This is a genomic window from Pseudoalteromonas luteoviolacea (assembly GCF_018100925.1).
In the GTDB taxonomy this organism is placed as follows: Bacteria; Pseudomonadota; Gammaproteobacteria; order Enterobacterales; family Alteromonadaceae; genus Pseudoalteromonas; species Pseudoalteromonas obscura.
Window position 1 is genome coordinate 218,345 of record NZ_JAGJEH010000001.1, and the last position, 25,132, is coordinate 243,476.

At 38.5% G+C, this 25,132-nt stretch carries 24 protein-coding genes; 19 read left to right on the forward strand and 5 right to left on the reverse strand.

Features of this window, described 5'->3' with window-relative positions:
- Nucleotides 1-134: 134 nt before the first annotated feature.
- The 7 genes from J8M00_RS28575 to J8M00_RS00825 all read left to right on the forward strand — a co-directional run bounded on the left by J8M00_RS28575 (nt 135) and on the right by J8M00_RS00825 (nt 7,652).
- Nucleotides 135-1,175 carry an AraC family transcriptional regulator gene (locus J8M00_RS28575; RefSeq protein ID WP_211008479.1) on the forward strand — a complete coding sequence of 347 codons (1,041 nt, stop codon included), beginning with the start codon at nt 135-137 and terminating at the stop codon, nt 1,173-1,175.
- Nucleotides 1,172-1,759, forward strand: coding sequence for a hypothetical protein (locus J8M00_RS00800; protein WP_211008480.1), 588 nt, complete (start codon nt 1,172-1,174; stop codon nt 1,757-1,759). Before J8M00_RS28575 ends, J8M00_RS00800 begins: the two co-directional genes overlap by 4 nt.
- 90 nt (nt 1,760-1,849) lie before the next feature.
- On the forward strand, nt 1,850-2,236 hold the full coding sequence (locus J8M00_RS00805; protein WP_211008481.1) for a hypothetical protein: 387 nt from the start codon (nt 1,850-1,852) through the stop codon (nt 2,234-2,236).
- A gap of 60 nt (nt 2,237-2,296) precedes the next feature.
- Nucleotides 2,297-3,211 (forward strand): helix-turn-helix transcriptional regulator, encoded by a 915-nt coding sequence (locus J8M00_RS00810; RefSeq protein WP_211008482.1) that lies wholly within the window; start codon nt 2,297-2,299, stop codon nt 3,209-3,211.
- 90 nt (nt 3,212-3,301) lie between these two features.
- Nucleotides 3,302-4,798, forward strand: coding sequence for an alpha/beta fold hydrolase (locus J8M00_RS00815; protein ID WP_211008483.1), 1,497 nt, complete (start codon nt 3,302-3,304; stop codon nt 4,796-4,798).
- A gap of 1,129 nt (nt 4,799-5,927) precedes the next feature.
- Complete coding sequence (locus J8M00_RS00820) at nt 5,928-6,989, forward strand: serine hydrolase domain-containing protein (protein WP_211008484.1); 1,062 nt, start codon at nt 5,928-5,930, stop codon at nt 6,987-6,989.
- Between the two features lie 189 nt (nt 6,990-7,178).
- Complete coding sequence (locus tag J8M00_RS00825; protein WP_211008485.1) at nt 7,179-7,652, forward strand: hypothetical protein; 474 nt, start codon at nt 7,179-7,181, stop codon at nt 7,650-7,652.
- A gap of 62 nt (nt 7,653-7,714) precedes the next feature.
- Here the strand turns inward: J8M00_RS00825 and J8M00_RS00830 are convergent, their stop codons facing one another.
- From J8M00_RS00830 to J8M00_RS00845, 4 genes are all read right to left on the reverse strand, one after another.
- The gene (locus J8M00_RS00830) at nt 7,715-8,017 is read right to left on the reverse strand and encodes a hypothetical protein (RefSeq protein WP_211008486.1); all 303 of its coding nucleotides are present in this window, start codon (nt 8,015-8,017) and stop codon (nt 7,715-7,717) included.
- 154 nt (nt 8,018-8,171) lie between these two features.
- The gene (locus J8M00_RS00835) at nt 8,172-8,522 is read right to left on the reverse strand and encodes a hypothetical protein (RefSeq protein ID WP_211008487.1); all 351 of its coding nucleotides are present in this window, start codon (nt 8,520-8,522) and stop codon (nt 8,172-8,174) included.
- 36 nt (nt 8,523-8,558) lie between these two features.
- Nucleotides 8,559-13,145, reverse strand: coding sequence for an RHS repeat domain-containing protein (locus J8M00_RS00840; RefSeq protein ID WP_211008488.1), 4,587 nt, complete (start codon nt 13,143-13,145; stop codon nt 8,559-8,561).
- Nucleotides 13,146-13,152: 7 nt separating this feature from the next.
- Nucleotides 13,153-13,602, reverse strand: coding sequence for a hypothetical protein (locus tag J8M00_RS00845; protein WP_211008489.1), 450 nt, complete (start codon nt 13,600-13,602; stop codon nt 13,153-13,155).
- 716 nt (nt 13,603-14,318) lie between these two features.
- Here J8M00_RS00845 and J8M00_RS00850 point away from each other — a divergent pair.
- From J8M00_RS00850 to J8M00_RS00905, 12 genes are all read left to right on the forward strand, one after another.
- Nucleotides 14,319-14,678 (forward strand): hypothetical protein, encoded by a 360-nt coding sequence (locus tag J8M00_RS00850; protein WP_211008490.1) that lies wholly within the window; start codon nt 14,319-14,321, stop codon nt 14,676-14,678.
- Nucleotides 14,679-14,842: 164 nt separating this feature from the next.
- Entirely contained in the window at nt 14,843-15,145 is a 303-nt protein-coding gene (locus tag J8M00_RS00855; RefSeq protein WP_211008491.1) for a hypothetical protein, read from the forward strand.
- Between the two features lie 485 nt (nt 15,146-15,630).
- Nucleotides 15,631-17,124 carry an RICIN domain-containing protein gene (locus J8M00_RS00860; RefSeq protein WP_211008492.1) on the forward strand — a complete coding sequence of 498 codons (1,494 nt, stop codon included), beginning with the start codon at nt 15,631-15,633 and terminating at the stop codon, nt 17,122-17,124.
- A 490-nt stretch (nt 17,125-17,614) separates the two neighbouring features.
- Nucleotides 17,615-18,073, forward strand: a complete 459-nt coding sequence (locus J8M00_RS00865) for a nuclear transport factor 2 family protein (RefSeq protein WP_211008493.1) — start codon at nt 17,615-17,617, stop codon at nt 18,071-18,073.
- A gap of 210 nt (nt 18,074-18,283) precedes the next feature.
- The gene (locus tag J8M00_RS00870; protein WP_211008494.1) at nt 18,284-18,793 is read left to right on the forward strand and encodes a demethoxyubiquinone hydroxylase family protein; all 510 of its coding nucleotides are present in this window, start codon (nt 18,284-18,286) and stop codon (nt 18,791-18,793) included.
- A gap of 595 nt (nt 18,794-19,388) precedes the next feature.
- A complete protein-coding gene (locus J8M00_RS00875; RefSeq protein WP_211008495.1) occupies nt 19,389-19,874 on the forward strand; it encodes a rod shape-determining protein in 486 nt (161 codons plus the stop codon).
- 812 nt (nt 19,875-20,686) lie between these two features.
- Nucleotides 20,687-21,502 carry an alpha/beta hydrolase gene (locus tag J8M00_RS00880; RefSeq protein WP_211008496.1) on the forward strand — a complete coding sequence of 272 codons (816 nt, stop codon included), beginning with the start codon at nt 20,687-20,689 and terminating at the stop codon, nt 21,500-21,502.
- 71 nt (nt 21,503-21,573) lie between these two features.
- Nucleotides 21,574-21,957 (forward strand): hypothetical protein, encoded by a 384-nt coding sequence (locus tag J8M00_RS00885; RefSeq protein WP_211008497.1) that lies wholly within the window; start codon nt 21,574-21,576, stop codon nt 21,955-21,957.
- 24 nt (nt 21,958-21,981) lie between these two features.
- Complete coding sequence (locus J8M00_RS00890) at nt 21,982-22,416, forward strand: hypothetical protein (protein ID WP_211008498.1); 435 nt, start codon at nt 21,982-21,984, stop codon at nt 22,414-22,416.
- Between the two features lie 237 nt (nt 22,417-22,653).
- Nucleotides 22,654-22,896, forward strand: a complete 243-nt coding sequence (locus J8M00_RS00895; RefSeq protein ID WP_211008499.1) for a hypothetical protein — start codon at nt 22,654-22,656, stop codon at nt 22,894-22,896.
- A 502-nt stretch (nt 22,897-23,398) separates the two neighbouring features.
- Nucleotides 23,399-23,575, forward strand: a complete 177-nt coding sequence (locus J8M00_RS00900) for a hypothetical protein (protein ID WP_023398020.1) — start codon at nt 23,399-23,401, stop codon at nt 23,573-23,575.
- A gap of 145 nt (nt 23,576-23,720) precedes the next feature.
- Nucleotides 23,721-24,722 carry a hypothetical protein gene (locus tag J8M00_RS00905; protein ID WP_211008500.1) on the forward strand — a complete coding sequence of 334 codons (1,002 nt, stop codon included), beginning with the start codon at nt 23,721-23,723 and terminating at the stop codon, nt 24,720-24,722.
- A 192-nt stretch (nt 24,723-24,914) separates the two neighbouring features.
- On the opposite strand, the gene J8M00_RS00910 is transcribed toward J8M00_RS00905, so the two are convergent.
- The gene (locus J8M00_RS00910; RefSeq protein WP_211008501.1) at nt 24,915-25,130 is read right to left on the reverse strand and encodes a helix-turn-helix domain-containing protein; all 216 of its coding nucleotides are present in this window, start codon (nt 25,128-25,130) and stop codon (nt 24,915-24,917) included.
- Between the last annotated feature and the right edge of the window lie 2 nt (nt 25,131-25,132).

Below are 25,132 nucleotides of genomic sequence, written 5' to 3' on the forward strand. Positions count from 1 at the left end.
CTCAAAACATTTTCCTTTTTTGAAACTATGTACGGTAAATATTAGAAACCATCACCTTTGCAACCTTTTACTTTCCTTTAATGTACGTTAGTGTGTTGAATTTAGGCCCTCATTTTACTCATTAAGGGATTAACGTGATAGCAGAGTCACTCAAAATACTATACATTGTTTCAGCTGCTTACGTTGTGTTTATAACTATTGCACTGGTATTGATCCAAGGACGATTAGCAGTAGAACAAAAAATCGCATTATTTATTTTTTGGTTGCTGCTTTCCACACCAATGCTGGAATACATAGGTCTTGCTTTTAATTATATGCCATATCCATTTATTGCATTTGTGCATTCATCTTTGCTTTTACTCGGTCCTGCAATTTATTTTTACATAACGTATCAACCAGAAGCGCATTTTGATTTTGCTAAATCGTTGCTCCATCTGTTCCCATTTGTGATCTTTTACACAGGAAGATTGGTTGAGCAACAGGAGATCCCGATACTTTTAGCCATACTGTATTGCCTACATGTTCTCTTTTATCAATTTTTGTTGGTTAAAACGATTTGGTTCGATAAAGGTGAAACTGTGAATAAACGCACTCAGCATTTGATCAGTCAAAAAGCGATCGCGGTGTTTTTTCTGATAGTTTCTAGTGCCTATTTTGCTCAAGTAACACTGCATAAAATGGGGTCTGATTACTTACGATTACTTTGGGACCTTAGCAATACACTGACTTTTATATATATTTTAATGCTCTCTAAAGGGTTTATAGACACTGTAAAAATAAAGCAGGCAAAGCCAACCAGAGTGCTGGAGCTTGGGCCTGATTTGGCAAATCAACAAAAAAAACGACTGTTCGATTTATTTGAAAAAGAACAGCTTCACTTGAATAATGAGCTGTCGTTAAACGGCTTGGCTAAAGAGTTGGATTTGACTAATAATCAAACATCCGAGTTACTTAATGACCATTTAGGTACCAACTTTTATGAGTTCGTTAATAAATACCGGGTTCAAGCAGCCGCACAAATGTTACAACTCGCTTGCAAGAAGACAAAAGTGTCAGATCTTTATTTAGACGCCGGGTTTAACAACAAAAACACCTTTTATCGCGAGTTTAAAAAAACCTTTGATATGTCTCCCGGTGAGTACAAAACCAGATTTAGCGAGATTGAAAAGAAGTGAACTATAAATTGAGTTTCACAAGTAAATATAAAGCACTTCACAGGCTTGGATACACACAAGCCTGGTTATCTCTCGGGGTTATCACAGAAGAGAATCTTGTATCTCAATATGAAGAAATTGAATCTTCTGAAGATAAAAACGCAGAGCACTACCGAAATAGTGGGTTTTGCGACTTTTTAAGCGCTAAAAATTCATTAACTGATAATGAAGTGGCCGGTATTTTTGAATTAACAGACAATGGGCCTGACAAATGCGATCTAAGCGAAAATCGTATTATTCAGCTGATAGACTCTAATATTCTTACTGATGCTCAACTCGATTGGATTACTAAATACCCGGAAGTGTCAGAAAGGCCGATTCAGAAAAGGTACTTAAGAGAACGGCTTACTCGTAAAATTGAAAAAAGCTCCATCAGCGATTGTTTTGAAGAAATAAAAGCATGTGAAGATAGCCACATCCAAAAATACATTATTGGCCGAAGTGATCTGAAGTCTGAACATATAAATTGGCTCTCTGAATACGGCAGTAACAAAAAGCTTAGGAATATTGCCAAGCAGTTACTGAACAGCAAAAGGTTCAAGTAAAGTGCTTAACATACCGCTAGCGGCTGCTCAACTTTCGCTCCTACATCGAGGCAAGTTACCGCTTAACGTTAGACGTCACAGATGAATATTATGAATAAGCTAAATGTTTTGCACTTAGACGGCAGCGCTGGGTTAACGGTGGGCTTGCTGTTGTTTCTCTTACAAGATTGGGTTGCCAGCTTGTATCGCTTACCTGATTCTACAGTTCTTTTTTTGGCAACGGCAAATGTTTGTTATGGCGTATATGCTCTAACGCTTGCTTTTTCTAATAGGAGAAACTCTGCATCTATCTCTTTATTGGTAACGGCAAATATCATATGGGCGGTGGTATGTGTCGCAATCATTTTTCATTATTTCCAAACGGCAAGTCTTATTGGGCTAGCGTTTATATGTATGGAGGGTATATTTGTGATTGTTCTTGCATATTTCGAATGGAAAAATAGACGCATGCTCTTGGAGGGATGCCACATCACATAGGCTACTAAAGCCACCTATTTTGCCCCCTTGCTAACGAATCATACTTATGGAAATGTAGAAATGAAATCCACCCTTAAGTTCTTCAATTATGATAGCGATACTCCATCGAATTGTGGTCAAGTTTTAGATATTGAGTTTTCAAGTAAATCACTTCACTGGCCAGGGGTTTTACTAGAGAAAGGCAGCTCGCCACACTTTTATCCCAACAATGTTTATACCCCTTATTTTTACTTTGCGTTAGGTCTGGAGCATGACTTGCACTGGAATGTAAAAACAGCGGTTGATGGCATGATGGCACTTAAGACAACACCGGGTGACATTTGGATTAACCCGCCTGAAAGTCCTTTTTCTCACACAATAGATGAGCCTTGTTATTTTGTCATTTTGGCGATAGAAAGAGATGTATTTATTGAAAGCTGCACTTTGAGTATCAACGATAAGGCACTCCAATTTTTGAATAATTACAATGTGCATGACGAAACCATTAAGGGCATCATGGAGTTATTTTTGCTCGAAGCTAAGTCGGGCGGAAAAAACGGTTATGCGTATTTGAAGAACTTAGTTTCCCTTCTGGCAACCCATTATATCCAGAACTATTCCAACTTTACTGATTTACAAAATGCACGTGCTACAGCGTCGAATTTCGACCAGCAGCAAATTGACAAAGTCGATATTTACATAGCAGATAATATCAATAAGCCCATTACCGTCGATGAGATGGCGGACTTGTTATATTGCAGCAAGTTCTACTTTCTTCGGGAATTCAAAAAGTTTATGGGTATTACGCCATACCAATACCTGATGAACAAGCGTTTGGAAGAGGCAAAACGACGTTTATCCTCCTCACAAAAAAATGATATCGCATCAATTGGCCTTGATCTGGGGTTTAATGACCAATCGCATTTCACCCGTTCGTTTAAAAAACAGTTTGGTATGGCACCAGGGCAATTTAGAAACAAAACGGTTAAGCAATAAAGTACAAAACCTAGAGCAGTAATTTGCAATCTTCTAACGTTTTTTGTCGCTATCCTATATCTATCTTAACTGATAATGCAGGATAAACTTATGAAAAATAAACAAAAGGTGGTATTGCCTACTGTACTGTGCGCTCTCGGTGCGTTATTGGCATCCCAGCCGGCGATTACTAAAGAAAATATGATGAATTCCGCTGAAACTGCTTCTCAGCAAAGCACAGCTAACGAACAGGTTAAAAGCAGTATTGTGACCATGGTCAATGCGATTGATAGCAAAAAGTGGGATAGCGCATTGACTCAGTTCGCCAATGAAGTTTTCGTTGATTATTCTAGCCTGACAGGACTACAAGGGAGTAAAACCAAAGCTGCTGATTTATTGCTTGGCTGGAAAAAGTTACTGGCAAAGGTCGACACACTGCATCAGTTGAGTAATTTTGCTATCTCCATTGAAGGTGATAGTGCGGATTCCTTTTCTCACGTTTATGCCAGTCACCAAGCCGAAGGCATTGATTATTGGGATGCTTATGGTCGTTATCATCACAAGCTTAAGAAAATTGATGGGCGTTGGAAAATCGTCTCAATGACGCTGCATATGCATGGACAGAAAGGCAATTTAAACTTTTTAAATGAGGTGACTAAAATGAATCAAAGTACATCCCAACAGAGCAGCGAAAATACCATCAGAAAAATACAGTTTGAGAGTGAAGGGGATAGGGTGGTTGGCAATCTTTATTTACCCAAGCACTATGACCCAGCTAATAAGTACCCAGCAGTGATCGTATCTGGTAGCTGGACAACGGTTAAGGAGCAGATGTCGGGACTATATGGCAAAAAGCTTGCCGAAAAGGGGTTTATTACACTTGCTTATGATCCCAGAAACTTTGGTGAAAGCGGCGGTAAAACACGTTTCTATGAAAATCCATCACAAAAGGTCGAAGACATTGTTAATGCAGTTACCTATCTACAAAGCCTACCAGAAGTGGATGGTAATAAAATTGGTGCGTTAGGTATCTGTGCAGGAGCGATGTATACCTTAATGGCTGCCGCGGAAGATAAGCGTATCAAGTCAGTGGTCACTGCGGCATCATGGCTACACGATGCAAAGGCTGTGAAGCTATTTTATGGTGGTGAAGAAGGTGTACAGGCAAAAATTAACGCGGCTAAGGTTGCAAAAAAGAAGTACGTTGAAACGGGTGAGGTAGAGTATATCCCTAGCATATCTACTACTGATGAATCGGCGGCAATGTATGGTCCTTATGATTACTATCTAAACCCAAAACGTGGTGCTGTGCCCCAATGGAGCGCAGACAAGTTTGCGGTGATGACTTGGGAAGACTGGCTAACACTAGACCCAATGCCAGTGGCAAAAAATTTGGAAACGCCAACCTTGATGATTCATTCCGATGGTGCTGTATTGCCACAATATACCAAGCAATTCTTTGAAAATATCGCAGCTGACGACAAATCTTTGCACTGGATTGAGACAGAGCTAGAAAGCCCTTATCATCAATTCAGTTTCTATGATCAGGAGCCTGAAGTAATGGAGTCCATAGAGCAAGCGCAGCTTTGGTTTTCAAAAAGCCTTTAGGTATGTGATCGGGAGTTAGTGCTTCTGCGCGGTGGGGCTATTGCTAGGGCTGGTTTGTATGTAAAGCCAATTAGTGGCTCTAGGTAGCCGCCATCGGTGTGACAACTGAGTCAAAGGTTAGAGTTCTTTACAGGTTGGAGCCAAGATGAGAAATAAACGAAAAGGAAGTATTCAAAGAGCTAGGGTATTAGGTTCGAAGTCAGAGCAGTTAGAGTTAGTTGAACACAACACGAAATGATACCTAAGAGCGTTTTGAAATAAATGTTATGTTTAAAAAAAAAGAATAATATTAGTGTGTTTGCTACTTTTTAGCTCGCTCTCACTGGCGTGTAGGCCTTGTAGTGAAGAGGCGGAGGATAAGCAAACGATGCTAAATTTTGATAAGTCATATACTTTGCCAGAGCGGACTGGTTTTTCTCTTTTCAGGCTGATATCGACCATTTTAAAGTTAGCAACATTAAAATAATTGAATTTTACCCAGAAGGTCTATTGCTAAAAGTTGTAGAGGAAATGATTTAAAAAACACAATATAAACGCATTACTAAAAAGCCAGAGCATATAACTTGTGACACGTAATCTCAGGAATTAAGTTTTGTATTTCGTTTACCTTTTAAGTTGAAATAAGCAGTAACATAAAAACAGGGGGCGTCGCTTGTGTCTTACAAACTTTAGCCAGCCTAACGCGCCTATATCCGGTATTGAGAATAAATGGTAGTGCATTGAAAATAATCGCCTTTTTTATATAAGACTGCAAGAGGTTGGCTGCGCAGCAATTCTGAAGCCTGACCAAGTGTGCCCTGCCTTCTTATGAATTGTTGTATCTCAACTCAGAATCAATTAGTGCTTCATGTATCAACAGCCAACAAGTTTGATATGGTTGTTATATCGGTAACCTCACTGTTACGAGTGTCTATAGGCTCGATAGTTCGTACTTGACGGGATAATGGAATAGCGACAATATTAATTTAAATATCCAAAAGCTAAGATCACATGGCCATTGCTGGGATGCCTCTGAAGATTTGGGTGCCATCATAAAAAGGCTAGAGCATGTTTGTGGCTTAATTACCGATCGTAATAACCTGACTATATTACACCGGGTATATTGGAGAATGTTCCATAAGGAGGATGAGTGTATCCATTAATCTTAATACTGTTTTTATTCATGTCTTTTAATGTACTCGCTAATAAAGTGAATACTTATGACGAGTTGACAGAGGCTCTTGAGACTATTCGTGTCAAAAATGATATTCCATCCATGTCTGTCGCAATCATTACATCTGGTGAAGTAACCTATATTAAAGGTTTCGGGTTTCTTGATGAAGAGAAGACAAAACCAACAGACTCAAAGTCACTGTACCGTATAGCTTCGGTTTCTAAGCTATTTACTGCTCAAGCTATCATGCAGTTGGCAGAAAAAAAGAAAATAGATTTAAATGATCAAGTCGGTCGATATTTACCAAGCTTTGCACAAAGCGGTATTACAATTAAGCAGCTACTTACTCATTCATCAGGTATAAATGACAAAGTCAAACCAGTAAACTTTGAAAAGATGAGAACAGTAAGTTCATACTTAGGTATAGTTAAACAATCATTACAAATAGATGTTGAAAGTAAAAATTTCGAATACAGTGATGCCAATTATAATATCTTAGGTGCGCTAATCAGTGCTGTTTCTGGAGAAAGTTATGAGCAGTACGTACAGAAGAATATTTTAATGCCAGCTAACATGGATAAAAGTGGCTACTTTAATGGTAAAAACTCATATATTTTTGAAACGAAACCCACATACAAAGGTAAGTTAATAGATAAGTCAAAACAGAGGCCTTATGACCCATCGTTTAATCCAAGTGAAGGGCTAATTTCTAATGTACACGACTTAAGTCAATGGCTTAAATTAACGCTTACCGATGAGCCACTTATTTTGAAGAAGCAAACATACAAAGAGATGTTGCAGCCTCAAGTTAAAACTTCATGGGGAGAAATATATATGGGGTTGGGTTGGCAAGTATATAAAAGTGCGGATGGCCAAATTGCTAGACACCCAGGCAGTATACGAGGTTATAAATCACTTGTTCTTACTTACCCAGATAGCAAAAATGCGTTGATCCTACTTACCAATTCAAGTAATACTCCACGCTGGGAAATTGCAAAATCTATCACACAGGCTTTAAAGGAGAGTGCTAAGTGGTAGTTGAATGTACACACTGTTTAACAATTGCAAAATCGAGTTTGCTTGAATTCGGTCGTCGTTAATTTAGTCAACCTTGAAGAAGGTTTAAAATAATGGTCATTAAGTGTTTAAAGCCGGTAATGATTGCATAAATTGAACAGCCAGTAATAAGCATGAGTAAGTAAAAAGAATTTTTTATCAGAGGGTATTGTGTTTAAAGTAATTATTTTAACTATTGTAATAAGTCTATATTCTAATTTTGTTTCTGCAAAAGGGCAGTTATCTGGTTCATGGAGTTGTAGCGCCACAACTGAAACTGAGCTCCCAGCTAAGATAGACTCATCATTCTTACTTGTCGTCGATAAAGATGAAACTAAATTTACTCGTCGTGGCCATATAGTGGTGCCAACAGGAATAAATGCAATCCCAAAAATAGAATTGAAAACAGTTGAAGCTGGTCTGCTTTTTGTTGACGGTGTGAACATAAAAGTTGTGCCAAACAATGTGGATTTAGAAGTTGTAAAAGGTAAGGAAATATTTGGTGCTGCAGCTGTAGAAGATTTTAAAAAACACCTCTTAAGTGAAGAAGTTGGCGTTATTATAAATCAAGCTGAAGATTCATTTGAATTTACCGTAGAAGAAGGCAGGCAAACAAATCATTGTGTAAGAGAAGTTAAGATATAACACAAAACTGACAGTCCGCTTATTGCTATAAGCGGACGTTTAATTTTAAAGTGGCTACTAACTTACTTTTCCTCTAGAGAAAATTTTTGTGCATTAAAAGAAATCTCAAAGGTATCTGTAGTAAAAACATATTTCCCACAGTCATCTCCAACTAAACCCAGAAAGCTTGAAAGATAATCGCTGACACTTTCATCAAAGTATACGATCTCAACGTCTACCAATTCATCGAAAAAGAGAATATAAGCAACTTTTTCAGAATCTGGTGACTCTCCTAGAGATGCAACAATATAGCCGTTTGCTACATCTAGGTTCATACCAATCAGCCAAAACGCATTGGATGCAGCGCCTATTTTTATGTCTTTCATCGTTTTATTCTCTGAATTAGTGTGATTACCAAGCGGTTTTGGCGTAATCACAAGTTGATAGCTAACCACTTTTACTAAACAAAATTATCTTGATACCTGAACTGAAAAACAGCAAAAAGCCCCGCTAGTGCGGGGCTTTGGATTAAAGATGTCTCTATTCGATTACCACTATATCTGGCTCAAATTCAGACAACACATCGATACAATCAGCATCTGTTATTATCGAATAGTGAATAATATCTTCCCCCTGATAGTAACCTTGGCTTTCAGCATGAAACCACTCTAACCAAGAAGAATTATTAACTGTATTTAAACTATTCTCAAAACCGCCAGTCTCTGAAAAAGTTCTTGCTCGGTAACTTTCATCCATATTTCTATATGCGACGTATGGATCAAATAAGATCTTAAAATTCTTTTTCGATTCACTATTGTGGATATAGATAGCTAAGCCTTCATCTGTATCTTCAACCTTATCAATGATAACCCTACCTTTAAGTTCTGACATCGGTTGCCATATAGAATAAATGTTTATGCTCATATGCTAGCTTTTCTCTTTATCATATCTAATTTTAGTCTTATTTTTACCGTCTTGAATTTCAACTGTTGGTCTTCCATCAGAACTATTGGGTCTGACATTAACTTTTCGACCACTCCCATCATTGACAGTCCCGCGTCTTCCTTTTCCTCCCTTTCCATCAGTTATAGTTTCTATACTATCTGGGTCTACGATATCATCAAAATCACTATTTGCTTGGTCCATTCCCCCTGGCTTATCAAAGTTCTTGGTACGACCTTTTGTTTTTTCGCCAGCGCTAGCCCCTTCTAAGACACCTTCCACAGGATCTGCCGACTCATTATAGGCATTCAGCGCTTCAGAGCCAGCGTACCCTGCGACGGCAGCAGTACCAACAAAACCAAGAGCTTTCCCAAGTGCTGTCAAAGCTGGTGGGACAAGCGGTGCAAGAATAGCGAATTTACCATCTGGATCAGTATATTTGTATGGGTTGTTGTTTGCGTAAGCATAACGGTTAAACCCGTGAATATTACCTTGGCTGAAATGCCCTAAAGTACCAACCGGATCATTCGAGTAGAACCGACCTATGACTGGATCATAGTATCGTGCCTGCATATAGTTTAAACCGAGGTTTTCATCATACTCATGGCCTGTGTAACCAATAGTATCTCTAGCCCCTTCAATACTTTCACCGAAAGGTCGATAATGTTGTTTACTGTTGGCTAAGGAAACAGTTGGTACGTTGCCGTACTTTGCAATCAACTTGGTGCCTAAATAAATATAGTTAATACCATTCCCTGTGAGTGCACCTGTTTGGTTGAATAAAAGCCGGCCGCTTTGATTAAATATGCTATATTCGGTCTTACCGCTTTCTACTTTTTTGACTCTGCGATTAAAACCATCATATAAATAATTATTACCATTCGCTGTTGTTACTTGGTTTGCATCATTAAAGCTTAATGAGTACTTTCCATTGTTTGTGATATTTCCTCTGCTGTCATAGCCGATATTGCTATATTTACCACTTACTCCTGAAACAGAAGTGAGTCGATTGTTATCTGCATTGTAGGTATATGCAAGATTTCTGTTTTTACTTGAATAGCTTGTAATATTGCCCAGTACATCATAATCGATATCACTATTGCCTATTTTACTACCAGCGGTTACTTTGGTGAGTCTATCAACACCATCATATTGCATGCTTGTTATAGAATAGCCTGAATCAATGCCATTTAATATAGATTTAACGTTTCCATTATTATCGAAGCTATATGTTAAATCTAAAGCGTTAATACCCGTCTTTAAATCAGTTATCCTTTTAGGTAAGTTACTATCCGTGTATAGCTCAAGGTTATGTTTTACGCCATTGCTGAACTCATAGCTCTTAGCCATACCATTGGGGTAATAATTTACATTTTTAACAAAGCTCTGCTGTAGTATGTTGTTACTATTATAAGCAGCGACCGACTGTGCCTCGCCGTATGCGTTTGGCATATATTTAACTTTTGATCCATCTGGATAAGTAATAGCATTAATATTTGCCACAGAATCATAATCATATTGCAGTGAGACAGGAGTCTGATCAGAGATAGTTATAATCTCAGTTTCTATCAAGTTCTTGTTATTATATGTATAAATTTGAGTAACATTAGACTTAATGAGTGCGGTTAAATTTCCATTATTGTCATACCCCTGTTCTAGATCTAAAGCCGTTCCTGAGTAGTTAGTCTTATGTAGTAAACCTAAATTATTATAGGTGAAGTGTACACTTCCTGCGGGAGCAGACGTTAAACATGCATTATAACTAGTGCCCTCTTTCTTCCATGCTAATTGGCCTAGTGCATTGTACTTCATGACAGTGTTGCCAACATCTGCTCGCTTTATTAAGCATAGTTGTTTGTTTGAGTCATATATACGAGTTTCTGTTTGTTTTAAAACTTTATTTGCAGAACTTGCAGAATAAACGTTGCTTGGGTTAATAACACGAGGATCATGACAACCCAAAGGCTCTATAATGTCACAAATTGGTGGATCTGGCTCAACTCCACCATCGTCACCACCTCCATTGCCACCTCCGGTTCCCCCTCCTGGGTTTGTTGGCGCTTCATTAGATTGAGTAATCGATTTAATAAAGCCACCAACGTCTCTTTGTAAAGTTGTTAAAATCGACTCAGGTGAGGCAACTTGTATAACATTCTTATAATTGGGCCCGTGATAGCTTAGGAAAGTTTTAGTCGTTTTATTACCTTTGCCATCAGTCTCTTCCATTCTATGGCCTGACAAATAGCGATAGTAAACTGTTCCTAAGCCAGATTGTTCAGTTCTGATACGGCGATTTAAAAAGTCGTAATGATACCTTGTACCAATCGTTTCTGTTTGGCTGTCACTCATTATTGATTCAAATGCCAGACGCCCAAATTTATCATAGCTAAAGACTTTGTAACGTGTATTGTTAAGTGCTGTTGGGTATTTTAAATCTCGATACTTTTTCAGAATAATTTGACCATATGCATTATATGTCTCTTCGATTTGTAGCTCGGAGTTTGCAGCACAACCAGACATCGAGTTGTTTAATGTACAATGTGTTATTGTCTTCTTATTATTTGTATCATCCCAACTATAAAGGGTCCCTAGCCATATACGCCCATAACTCGTATCATTTTCTGTCTTCTCAGAAATCAGCCTCCCTAATTTGTCATATTTGTATTGAGACTTAGTACCTTTTTTATCGGTATGTTCTAAAACATTACCAAATGAATCTGCCAATTTAATCTCTTGGACAGTACTATCAGAAGTAGCTTTGTATGAAGTAGTTGTCCTTGGTACGTTCGCATTGTAATCTGCACTGTAAGTAGTTGTTATTTTTCCGCTACCAGATAAGCGGTAGTGATTCAGCGTTTTACTTTTGAATGCCCCCTTTGAGCTGCCTGCTGCATGATAAGAATAACTTTCTTTCAGTTGTCCAAAGCTATATTTATGTTTAATGTCTAGCGTATTTGGATCAAGGGTAAATTGAGTCTCTGCAACATAACCACTATCACTACTTGAATATTCCTTTTTATTAAGACTATTTATTATCCAATTAGTTTTATTGTGAGAGTACGAACTTTTTGTATACTTGGTAGCACCAGAAAAAGCTTGTGAATCAATTCGATTTGCAGGCAAAGTTGAAGAGCTTGAAAAGACTTCTTTTTGCTTTGTTAATCCGCTGTATGTACCATATGTCAAGTAGTCAGTGAAGAATGTATCGTAACCATCGTTTACCTTGTAACTCGTATATTGCTTTGATTTACGCACACTTGTACAACTAGTTGGTGTAACTAAAAAGTATGGACCTATAAGTTGCTTATAACATCCGCTACTGCCAAGATAATAGTGCTCCCATTGAGTTTCTCTTTTGGCGAGCAATTCACCTTCTTCCCATCGTTTATTATGCACCCAACCTACATTTAAATAAGGCCCTTTGTATATCTCCTGTTTGTAGATGCGAGCGCCATAGTCCGTAGGAGAATGAATATAGTTGACTTGAGTCAAAGCATGTGAATTGCCATCTACGTCATACTCATAAGAGATTGACTTATGTCCACGAAAGCCTGGATAATTTAATTCTGGTGAAGTTAATGTATATTGAAAACGCCTTTCTTGAATATTTGGCCCAGTAATCTTTTTAGAGCTTACAGTGAGGCTATTTCTACTTCCTTCCCAATAGCCTTGATATGTATACTCAACTTTCAAGTCAGAAGGAAAAGTAATACTAGCGATAGAGGTTAATGCACCGCTAAAAGCACCAGTATGAGTGAAAGTGGTAATCCGCTGCTCCGGGTCAATAACTGTACTTATTTCACCCTTAGAATTAAAATTAAATGTGGTTATATAGGTTTCATTATTATCATCAACAATTAATTGTTTAGTTTGAGAACTATTAACTTCTCTTACTTGAACTCCGTTAAAGATAATGTTCTGCTGAGTTAAATCAATTTTTAATCCATATTTATCTTCTATAGAAACGGGGCTCCACGAATATTGATTGCTTCGTACAGTTTTCCGAGTTCCAAATTTGATTTTTGTTCCATCATTAAAAACAACCACAGGCTTGGATGACTCACATTTTAATACGGTGTGATCATGAAATAATGCAAGTGTGCCTGAAGGCATATTACTGCTGTTAAACCCTAAGGGTTTCGACTGTTGTGGTAAGCCTAAGCCGAGTTGATTGAATTCAAGACCGGATAAACGACCTAAACACCCAAAGGTTCTTGTCGTCCTGTCTCCTCCAGTAACTGCGGTTCCCGTCAATGATACCCCGAGTCTATGGCCATTAAACTTTTTAAAGATGTTTACTGCACCGCCTTTAAAACCTTTCACTTCATATCCGACAGAAAGGGTACTTCCATTTGCAGCAGGGATCGTTTTTATGTTAAATGAGTGAGTTAGCTTTAAATCCTGAATACTTATACTTTCAGAAGGCAAATCGCTATAGTAATTTTTAAATACAGAAGAAAAATCGCTGTTGTCCTCGCCACTACCATTACCTGGTAAGTGACCCGTATCCGCTAACACCGAACTTGAAGCTAAAAAAAAGGCTAACGAACTAACTTTTTTTATTATTTTCATAATTTTACTACTCTTGGGTCTCTGCAACTGGGCTGCCTAATAAATCTGTGTGAATGAAAGTCACTTTTTTTCTAGGTGCGAAGCTAATGGAAGCTTGGCCTGTGTTTTTACAGGTATTTATGTTGCAGGCGATGACCCTGAACTCATAATTACCACTTAACTTACTAAGAAGAAACTTGTTCTCATTCACAACAAATAGGTCGACCCACTGGCCTTGACTATTTAAAACTTGAATTTGGTATTTACTTGCATGCTCGATATCTGCCCAAGTCACGTACGTAACACCAGAAACAATATTCGTGTTGAAATTCGTAGCCGGAGGAAAAGGCACTGAAGGTATAAATGGAATTACAAAAAATATGCCACCATTTGAAATAGGTATCCATGTGGTTTGTGCTTTCACCATTAAGGGAAAGTTAAGAAGTAACACCAGTAAAGTTATTATGTTTTTTTTCATTTACAAGCTCCATACAGAAAATGCAATTATACAACAAAGTAAGGGTAATTAACTTCCTTGTTAACAATTAGGGGATCATTAAGATGTTTTTTGTAAACAAGTTGCTTGGAAGTAGAAAGATCACTGTGATTTTTGAATGGCCCTGATACTCAAATTCTCCCCTGGAAGCGACTTATTTGCAGATGTAAGGAATACGAAAAAATGGTTGATTGCATTAACTATCTTGAAATTAACCTGAATTTCAGTGCATTGGTTTTTAAAATGCGGTTTGAGAACCGTAAGCTGATTTGAACGATACGTTCCCGTTTAGGTCATTGAACGTTCTTGATATTTAGGCTCTTCCATTTATTGCTCAAAACTAGATTGGTGCGTTAATGACATTATTTCGTGGGTTTTTTAAGCCAGTATTGCCTGCCGCTCTTTCAATGTTTCGATATATTGGACAAAGTAAATCACCTATTACTTTGTTAATATATACAATAAACCATTGATGGTGTGATATAACTATTTGATATGTATAAACATATTGGCTTAAACTAAGTTTGTCTGGCCGTGTATTGTCGATATGCTAACTTAGTTGGAGCTGATGATGAGATAAATGAGGCAATCTGTCTAATGCAGTAGGGTTTTGCGCTGAAGGCCGAATTTTTGTGTGATATTTGGTTAAAGTGGGGGAGTCTAAGCCAATCTACTTTTGGAGAAATAGCGGAGGGGAAATGGGCCAACAGCAAGTGTATGGGGCAAATGCTTTTTGTAAAGATGCTATATCGAATTGGTCTGTAGTCGAGCCAGAGCTTCCTGAGTGGCAAGACGAAGTACATAATTGCATGGCGATTTTAGCTGATGGATTAAGAAACCAAACTATAAGTGCTACCGAGGTTTTTTGTTTTCTAGAATCAGTGCTAAGCCGTACAGATGTTTGTCCAGAAGTAGAGAATGCAATCGCGATATCATTCATTGAATACAATGAATTTGAGACATTAGGGTTATCAACAAAAGCCACTCCCTTGGTTGAAGATGTTCTTAAGAAGCAGTATGAGCGTTGGCAAAAAATACATAGCAGTGCGAGTAAGTGAAGTGCCTAACAATTGCGAACGTGATCCACAGCTTAAAAGGTGCAAGGCTCTGCGGGTGAGGTAAAAGTGAAATTTAAGTTCGATAGAGCTAAATATCAGGTTGCCCATCCAATAGGTTTTTAATTACAGGTGTTTTAGATTTCTTACTGGGCTTGTATTTTATTTTGGTTGGTATCACAACTTTTATATCCGTATTTTTTTGGATACACAAAGGGGGTTTTCCACCAGCTTATTTACGAGCAAGAGAAGCTGAAGTTGTCGAAGTAAGTGATACTGACATCAAAGTTTGTAATAAGTTGACTGGCTATAGCGCAATCAAGAGCTTAACTGAAATTAAAAGAGCTAAGCACAGAAACTACTTTGGCTTTGAAGTTGTCATTATTGAGTTTGATAACCAAGAGCGTTTTGAGCTTATATGTTATAAGAATTCAAAACAGTTAGAGAGCTTATTAAATAAAAAGGATTAATAAAACAGCTGTATGTTTAGGTAGAACCCGTTGAGTGTTATTTGCGGATTTTCAGATTGTTGCGCATTTAATACAGTCGCATTGAAGCCACCACGATTACTCAGTCGAACACGCCCGCCTTAACTGTTTTTTAATCCATGATCTTTAGATTTAAATTAGAGCGAATTGCTTAGCGCAAGGTATGTTATGGATTCATTGTGCTGGAACTCACTATCGCTACTACTTTAAGCGTCATAGCAAGCCTGATCTTATTAATTGTAATTGAATATACCCCCGGTATAGGTCCAGCCAAAAGTAGGAGGTATGTGATATGAATTTTCATTGTTTTATTTTAATAGGGAGGTGTCCTGGTTGAAATTTGATCTTTAAAGTTAATTTATTTGTTAAATTTGTTGTGTTTTTTGGTGTTATTAAGTTAAATAAGGTGCCGCAATCAAATAAACTCTGAATACATGCGGCATATATAATAATAAAGGATTTAACAAATGAAAAAATTAATACCGATACTGCCGGCATTGCTTGCAGTGCCTATGCTATCTCATTCGGCAACATGGGATGTATTGCACAAATGGCATGTTCCTTCAAAAGACGAGCAAACACAGGATGTTGTGTGGAACTCGCGATTGAATAGAACCGTGGTGTTTAGACAAGTAGATAATACTTCTACAGTTTCGCTTTGGTCTATGAGCGGAGACAATGATTACTCTCTAAATAAAACCTCAACAATAAAGCAAGGTTGGGACTATGCAGATGGTTACTATTTTGCGTTCTCAAATAGAATCCATGCATTTCATGATTGTACCCACTCACCTTGCGCTACTGGGAAAATGAATGCGAACAAAGTATTTAACTTAGTTCAGCCAACTCGCTCTTCTGGCAATATCAAGATTGATACAAATGGGCAGTCATTTTCAGGTTGGCACACATGGGCAGGTGCAACGGATGGAAATCACGCTATTACAGTATCATTTCCAAATTTACAAAGTGGTAGTTATCAGTCAAATACTAAAAACTATTTACATGTATTTGTTTACCCGTTCAACACTAAGTCGTTAAATTCAAATAGCAGCACAATACAACCTATCAGTGCGTTTAAGGTTCCGGCTATATATAGTCGTAATCAATATGTACAAGGTGCCGAAATTGCAAATGGCAAAGTGTATGTTCAGCTAGGTGGTCTGCACAATTATGACAATGACTACAAAAACGTCATTTTAGAATTTACGATGGATGGCCAATATATCCAAACACATGAGTTTGAAGCGAAAAAGCCAATCAATACGGGAAGCACAGAATCTAACTACCCAAGCTACCTTCACGTCGAATATGAAGGCTTGATGGAAAAGCACGGTAAAATTTATTCTCAAGTGTACTACCAGTATGGCTGGACATCTAAAACAACAAAAAGCTTAGTGTATGAAGCCATTGATTCTAATCGAAACCTTTCAACCAGAGTTAGATTTGTGAATAAAGCTAAACCATATGGGTCAGCAGACGACAAAAAAGTGTGTATTGACGGTGAAGGTTCAACAACGAGAGCTTGGAAAGACCAAAATGTTCAGTCATTTTTCTGTGATGGCGGACCAGATCAAGTATTTGAACTTTGGCGTAATGGCAGACCTTTAGGTGAACGAGAGATTGGCAAAACAGGTAAAGTGCCACAGTATGATACTTCTGGCAATGAGCTTTGGTTTGAACTTCGCCCAACTTATATCGTTGAAGGCAAAAGCGCGCCAAGCTTGTGCTTAGATGCGTCGGGCTATTCAGGTGGCAAAAAGGCCAATGTACAATTTTGGGATTGCCAAAACCTGCCTGATCAACAATGGCAAATGAAGACTGACGGTAGACTGGTTAATAAACAGCAGGGTATGTGTCTAGATATTAGAGGCTATGACGGCAAGTCAAACGTGAATATCCAGCTTTATCCATGTGACTATCACTTAGATCAACACTGGACTACAGAAATAACTTATCTATAAAGTGAAGACTTTATTCTAACTTACCGCATTGCCTAGCTTTTTAGCTGGGCAATTTCATCTCTAGGTACCCTCCTGTTTTTTCCGTTTTAGAAAGCGAATAAGCGAATTACATAAGATGACTTGCAACAGTGGCAACCAATAAACCCTTTATAACCCGCTAACAGCTCAATATTCCACTTTTGGTTGTAGCATAAATCCGAAGAGCAATAAGCTAACGTTTGACCGGGAAAAGCGGGGCTTTATCTGATTCCTTTGACATTACTGCAAGAATAATTAAGTCTAATTAAAGGCGAAAAATCAAACACGGATAGATATAACAAGCACGAGTAGGTATTTTATTCTTCCATTTTTTGTGGGAGTTTCTGGTTATATTGAAAGTGAAAAATGCACCTGTTTGATAGCATGAAAATTAACGAATACGGTAATATAGCGGTGTTTTATCCGTTAGCTTACCAATTACAAACTCCTATAAATTGATAGGGAAATTAAAATGATAAAATTACTTTCCGTGGCTGTTGCTGCTTTAACATTTGTTGCATCTACAGCTAGTTATGCAGAACCAATAACAGGCAAAGAATATCAGGCTGTTGTCGAAACGGCTTATAATTACTTCAATGGCGCTGCAAATGGAGATCAAAAGCTGCTTGCCAAAGCATTTGACCAAGAGTTTGGGCATGTAAAAATGATTACAAAGAGTAAAGAATCAGGCAAAGAAAGCATCAAATCGGTACCGTTAGACGAGTTTTCGGGCTACTTCAAAAAAGCGACCAAAGACAAGTGGGAAGCTAATATTTTGTCTGTTGACATTGTTGACGACCAAATGGCTATGGTAAAACTTGATTTTCATACACCTAAAACACATTACGTTGATTATTTGGTCATGTATAAGCGCCAAAATGAATGGCGTATCATTAATAAAACTTTCGTTGCTAAGAAGAAATCGCAATAATTAGCTGATTTGCAATACACCATGGCGTCAAAATTGAGTTTACTGGTGCTATTTACATTGTTCCACGGTAGAACAAATAGCTTGATACCAAACACCGCTATCTTAATGCTTGGGGTTTGGTATCAATTCAATATGTTTCCTGTATTAATTAAGCGAAAGTGCATCAGAGCTTTGCCTCTGCCTAAATTATGTAATTAAGCCGGGTTAAAAATGAAAGAAGTAGATAGAATACTGAGAGTAGATCATGCAGGTGAGTTTGCAGCTATAAATATCTATCGCTCTCAGTTATTTATTGCACGCCATTTGTACCAAGATATTGTACCAATACTTGAAGAAATGCTAAGCCACGAGAAAACGCACTTTGACACCTTTGATCGGATCCTAAGTAGTCGGAATATTAGACATTGCTACGCATTATCTTTTTGGGCATTTGGGGGCGCTACTCTTGGCTTTCTAACCGCTTTAGCTGGCAGAAATGCTATTTGGGTTTGTACAGACTCGATTGAATCTACAGTATTGCACCATCTTGAGTGGCAGCTAGATTTTTTAGAAAAGCATGACCAAGAAGTTCATGAGGCTGTTTTAAGTATCAAAGTTGATGAACAGGAACACCGGGACTTTGGTCGCTCTCAGGGCTCCAACTCGAATATATATAGACCTATATTTTGGGTTGTTAAGAAATCTACGGAGTTTGCCATCTGGCTCAGTACAAAGTTATAAAAAGGTGACAACCAAATTCAACTGAACTTGCTGTTGAGCTCCAATTTCAAGGTGACACTTTATATATAATCAACGCAACTGATGTCTTTATCACCAAAAGCAACAAAGAGTATATTTCCAATAAAATCCCACAAAGCAAGTGGCGAGCTCGCGCATCAATGATAGCCGCATGTGATTTTGAACACAGAGTTTGTCGGCACATCTCAAACATTGCTCTTTTGTTGGCTTTTTATGAGTTCATGCCTTCACAAATATAGTGCACATCGTTATCATCGCCTTTTTCGCGAGTCCAATCTTAGTTAGGCTGCTATCGAATGTGGTTAGTTCGTAATTCCTTATTATAGCCCTAGTGTTTTACCCTTAAAGTAGAGTCAGTTAGGTGACTAGAAAAAGAAAGGCTGGCAAAAGGTTGGCGTGTATTATTTGAGATGTCTTATCATCAAGCCACATTTTAAAAGTGAACCACTGCGCTTTAGTTGATTAACTATTGGCGAAATCGATACCCGATCTTTAAATTTTTGATGGTTCATGATTAAGTGAATTACGCTTGCGATATTTAATACATCCGCTTTAATCATTAGATTTATATTGAAGTATGAGTATATTTACATTTATTAGAGGAAAGCTCTCAAACGACCTTTATATTCAAGTTTGGGAAAATAGAATTAAAGTCAGCAACATTCAATCTAAAGAGGTGTATGATCAAGAGCCTTTACTGGCGGTTGAAGTTAAACCCAATGGCGCGAAACAAGTTGTAGCGATAGGCAGTGCCTGCAAAAATTTGGATAAAAAGAAATATATAGTCGCTAATCCATTTTCTCACCCACGGGTCTTGTTGGCAGACTTTTACATCGCAGAAAAGGTACTTCAGCACGTCGTGAAAGAAATGCACACAAGCCAGCGTATTTCTCCGGCACCAAGGATTATATTTCAACCTATGGAGAAAACTGAAGGTGGATTGAGTTCCGTAGAGGAGCGTGCCTTTCGCGAACTCTGTGTCGGAGCTGGTGCTAGAGAAGTGATTATCTATACGGGTAATGAGCTGTCATTACACAATTTAGATTTTGATAAAATCAAATAGAAAAACCTGTAAGTGTTTGATAAAGGTTAACTCTATTCCCTAGTGCAAAATGTAGGGAAAGAGAAAAGCAGTATCCATTATTATATTTTGAGCGCAAATTAGGTGCTGGATGTAATGGATTGCTGCTGATTTATTGGTTCACTATTTGTTTGAAACAGGTAAACCACCGGACGAATTTTTCTACCCATCAGCATATCTATTTGCGCATAGTTGTGTATTTATTATAAACAGACGCTAACTTTGGTCCGCAACTCTAAGTCACTTGACACACAGGCTTGTATTGGTAATTTGGTAGGTGCTGCGAGTTGTGTATTATACAATTTTGCCCAAGTGCCAATTTAGAGCATGCATATCGTTTAGGCTACACAGTACCCTAGGGTTTTAAACCCGTAATTTAGCCATGCTAATTAAAAGCTAGGGTGCGTTCGGTGCATAGAGAAGCACTGTGAAAGAAGTGAACGGTGATGTACTTGATCTTGTAGCGTGGGGTGTGAGTTGCAAAAAGCACTAAAAATAAATCCCCAGAAGCTTTCGATGCAGTCGCATTTACAGAAAAAGGCTGCAAAGATAAATTAGGTTCATATACGAGTGCTACGTTTTTACGGAACGTGCATAAAAAAGCAACCGTGAACGTGTAAACGCAACAACAATGGGGTGGCCGCAAAGTTATTTCTACCACTATTGGCAACGTAATGCATGACGAAGACTCTACGTTAGCGAAGTTTGTGCCATAAAAAGCAACTAAGCAGGAATTTAAATTACAACTTTAAGCGCACTGGCTGAGCGCAAAAAGAGCAGGGAGCAATAATTTCATGACTAAAAATTTTTCAGTCTTAGTATTTTTGTTATTACTATCTGGGTGCTCATTTAGTGGAATATTCTTTCCAATTGATAATAGGCCCGATGAGCAGAATATTGGAAGATTTGAAGCAATATCATTGACTGCATCGGATGGCGCCAAAATCAAACATTATCTATTTAAGCCTGAAACAGAGCATAAGGCGACAATTTTTGCGTTTCAAGGAAGCGGTTCAAAAGTGGTTAATTGGTATAAAGTAATAAAGCCACTTGTTGATGACGGGTATCAGGTTTTTATGATGGATTATCGTGGATTTGGTGACTCTCAGGGCACAGCTGAACACTCACTCGTTGCACAAGATGCGAGCAACGCATTGGCATACTTGGTAAGCCGAAGCGACGTGTCAAACCGACCTGTTTTGGTCTTGGGTCAATCATACGGTGGACAGGTCGCAATTTATGTTGCCCATCAACACTCAGAGTTGGTCGATGCGCTAATTACAGAAGGCACCTTTACTTCATTTAGTGATGAAGCTGCCTATTCATCCCCCTGGATTGTGAGGCCTTTGATTCGGGCTATTTTTACTGAACCATATATTGCAGCGGATTTAATTTCTGACATTGAGATACCAATGTTAATTGTTCATAGCTCGAATGATAAGATTGTACCGTTTCATATGGCACAAACACTGTATGCTAGTGCAAACAGCGAGAAGCAGCTATGGGAGATCCGAGGTAAGCATGTAGCTGGGCTGATTGATTTACCTCAGGAGTATATCTCCAAAGTAAATGAGCTGTTGTTGCTTAGCCACCACAAAGCAAGCCGCTGAATACAGATGCGAATACTGTGTTTGGCACTTTTTGATATTTGTCGAGCGTGTAAAAGACCGCGAAGGAATTTATGGTTAGGTTTTTAATTTTTGCATTGTCGCTTTGGCCACTGTCAGCTTTCAGTTTGGATATTAGTTGTCCTACAGCAGAGCAGGAGCTGTCTAAGGTTGATCATCAGATATTAAGCCTAAAAGCCAGTAATTATGGCAAAAGTCAAACTAGTTACACGGTTACTTTTCCTGCTAAGTTTGATGCATATGTGGCAAGTAGTGCTTTGTTACTTGTAGGCGATAAAGTTGGTTGGCAACTGTTAGCGCCTCTTGCGCTTGAGCAGGCTTTTCATAGTGATGAAGAGCTTTTTGTTTACGTAGCGGCTTCATCATCGTTTTCACCGCGTAAGTATGTGCAGATAACATATGGCTCATGCTTTTCTCAAACTATTGAGTTACCGTAGCCTTTGCTTATATTAAGGTCTTCTATGTTAAAAATGATTGTCCGCTATTTGTGCTATCTAAGTGTTGGGTTTCGAGGCGTGTTATTCATTTTAACTTTTTCAAACTTCGCATTTGCACTTGATTGCTCATTTGAAAAACACCAAAAAAACTATAATGTAGAGTCTGCGAAAAGTGATGCGACTGCTAGTTATGAACGTGATGGCGTGATGTTCATTGCAGTAGCAACTGGTTTTGTCCCTGAACGCCCTGGATTTGCACGTATAGCCTTGTCTAAGTGCCTGATACTAGATACCAAGTGGAAGACACTTTGGGTTGGGGCTGACAGTAGCATATGTACAAACCATCCTCAAATGGTTGAACAAGCTGTTGACTATGCTTTGCGTTTTAACCAGCAAATGCTCAAGCATGCGAGCACCAGTACCGTCTACAAATGTACAATACAAGGTACTCAAGGTTAGCAATCATCATGCAAGCAAATTGTTTAATACGGTTTGGCTAAGTCAGTTTAGGTATACCGAAAGCGCCATTTACCGAGGTTCAAACTTACATTAGAGTTCTCGCTTAGTCTATTTAGGTGGTATTTCCGTTTGCAGGTCCGGCTTCTACATTGCTGTTATTATCCTAGGCGCTAAAAGTGATTTGAAGTAAGAAAAGATGACTGTGTAGCGCGATTTAATATTTCAGGAGTGATAAAAATGGTAAAAGCGCTGCGCATGGTAAGCGTATTTTTGATCGTATTGGGCGTGTGTTTATTTTTGGTAGATTTTCTTCCGGTGAATTTAACCGCATTGGAGGGGGAAGACGTATATATGAAAATTGTACCCGATGATACATTTTCCATTGTAAGTTATCGACTTTCTATTTTAATCACGGGCGTTGTGGTCTTTATGGCTCTTCAGCTTAAAGCTGCACTGGACGTTAGAAGACAAGGTGAGTAATACACGCTCTGAGCACCAAATTGCCCATTACACTCAATTGGAGTGCGCAATAACATATCGATGGCTGAGTAATTATCAAGTAAATATAATAATCAAATGGTTAAATGTGCTTTGTGTACGCTAGCTGCTTGCGTAAAACACCGCTATTGAACAGACACTTCGGGACGAATTTAAAGAGCACATAGCGTCTGTGCAAAATGTCGAGCAAGATTTTAATAACTACAGAGATAAATTATGTCGTAACGCAGAGACGACGAACACAGACGAATGAAGACAAGTGGAGCTACTTATTACACTGCTCCAACTGGAGTTACTGGCCGGGTTTTTTCTGTGTATTAAGGAGGTATTACTCTCAAAGCTCCTTTCAATTCGCTCGCTGATAACAATTGCAAAAATAAGCACTATGCGATTATAAATCGTTCGTTTTGTAGCTTGTTTTCCACTCAGTAAAGCGTTATAAAGTTTTATACATTGTTGTGTTACTTGCAGTAAGGATATTTAAATGGCTGAAAATGAAAATAACAAAGCGATTAAACCGAGCAATATGGGACTAGCAATTGCGATGGGGGCAGGTGTCGGCATTATTTTTGGCGATGTGATTTTTGATAGTGTGGGCGTCGGCATTGCCGTTGGAGCTGGTATTGCCATCGCGCTTAGTCGCTTCAAAAGAGCAACATGAAGTAAACTAGATAAAATTTAGAAACCTCCACATACCTAGCTATGCAATCAGAACGGAGCTAACTGGACAGCTTTTTACCACTAATATGGGGTTTTTAGCTTTAAAATTCAGATAATCAGAATAATAAAAAACTAAAGGGAACTATATGAAGTTTGTGATAACGCTGCTATTTTTCTTTTTTATGCCTTTGGTATCAGCTAAACCACTCACACCTGGCTATTTTTTAAAATGGGATAGTGACCATACTGAACGAGAAATTCGCCCTGTTTACCCCATTGATGAAAAAGAGATAGCTAATTTCAAGGTATACAAGGTGGCGGTAGAAAATGGTAAGCCGTCGAGCGTCTGTTTTTATGCTTTTTCGAAACCGAGTGATAAATCAAATTTTGGTGCACATTGTATACGCTTTTCTTACAGTGATTTAGCAGTAACACGGTCATTTTTCAATGTCGCTGGGGAGCAAGTTGTCAACCGTGAAGGTATATACACGGTAAAATACCTTTTTGAGGGGAGGCAATACCCAAGCTTGCGCCAGCATCTAAACAAACAAGGTAAATTGACTGAGAGCTCGTTAGGGGTAGCACAATACCGTTTTAAAAGGGATTCCAAAGGCCGGCGAGTCAGTGAGGTTAGGCTCAATATGGAGGGAACCGTGGTGCCTGAGCACAACGGGTTTTATGAAGCTAGGTTTGCTTTTGATAACAATGACTACGCCACATATCGCAAGGGCTATGATAAAAATGGGCGTATCATGGAGGGACCAAATGGATATGCGACAGCCTATTTTTGGTTTGATGAAAACGGCACATTTTTAAAAGAAGAATTCCGAGATGCGAAGGAAAATTTAGTGTTGGGACCAAGCGGTTTTTTTGCCAAAATTGTCTATGAAAACATTGATGATTCTGGAAATTGGCACAAAATTTCACTCTATGATGAAAAAGATAAGTTAGTGAGTAAATACGCCGCTTATGCTGTCGCCAAATATGATCGATATAACCAACGGGAATCGATTACATACTATGATACCCAAATGAAAATTTCACAGAACAATCGGGGGGTTGCTAAGTATCTTTACAAATATGATTCGGCGCGCAATCTTGTAAAAAGAGAGGGGTACTCGGCCACAAACGAATTGGTGACGCCGTAAAAGGGCTAGATGTGAAACTATCGAGCGATATTAAGGTGCGGCGGTATTAGCCTGCGTAGGTTCTCGCCAAAGGACAGCAGTTTAGCAAAGACTAACAAGTGCTCTTTGGCGTTCGAATTCAGCTCCAATAAGTCACGAATAAAAAACATTCACAACATGTGCAAAGCCGCAGCAGCTCAGCGTTGTAGAGGGCTAGACTTCATCTTGCTTGTTGAAAACCAATATATCGCCGGGCTGACAATCGAGGTAATTGCAGATCTGTGCAAGAGTTTCAAACCTCACTCCTTTGACCTTACCCCGCTTTAACAAAGATAAATTTGCTTCTGTGATGCCAATAGCTTTGGCCAATTCTTTTGATGAAACTTTACGCATTGCCATCACTACGTCAAGGTTAACGATGATCTCCATAG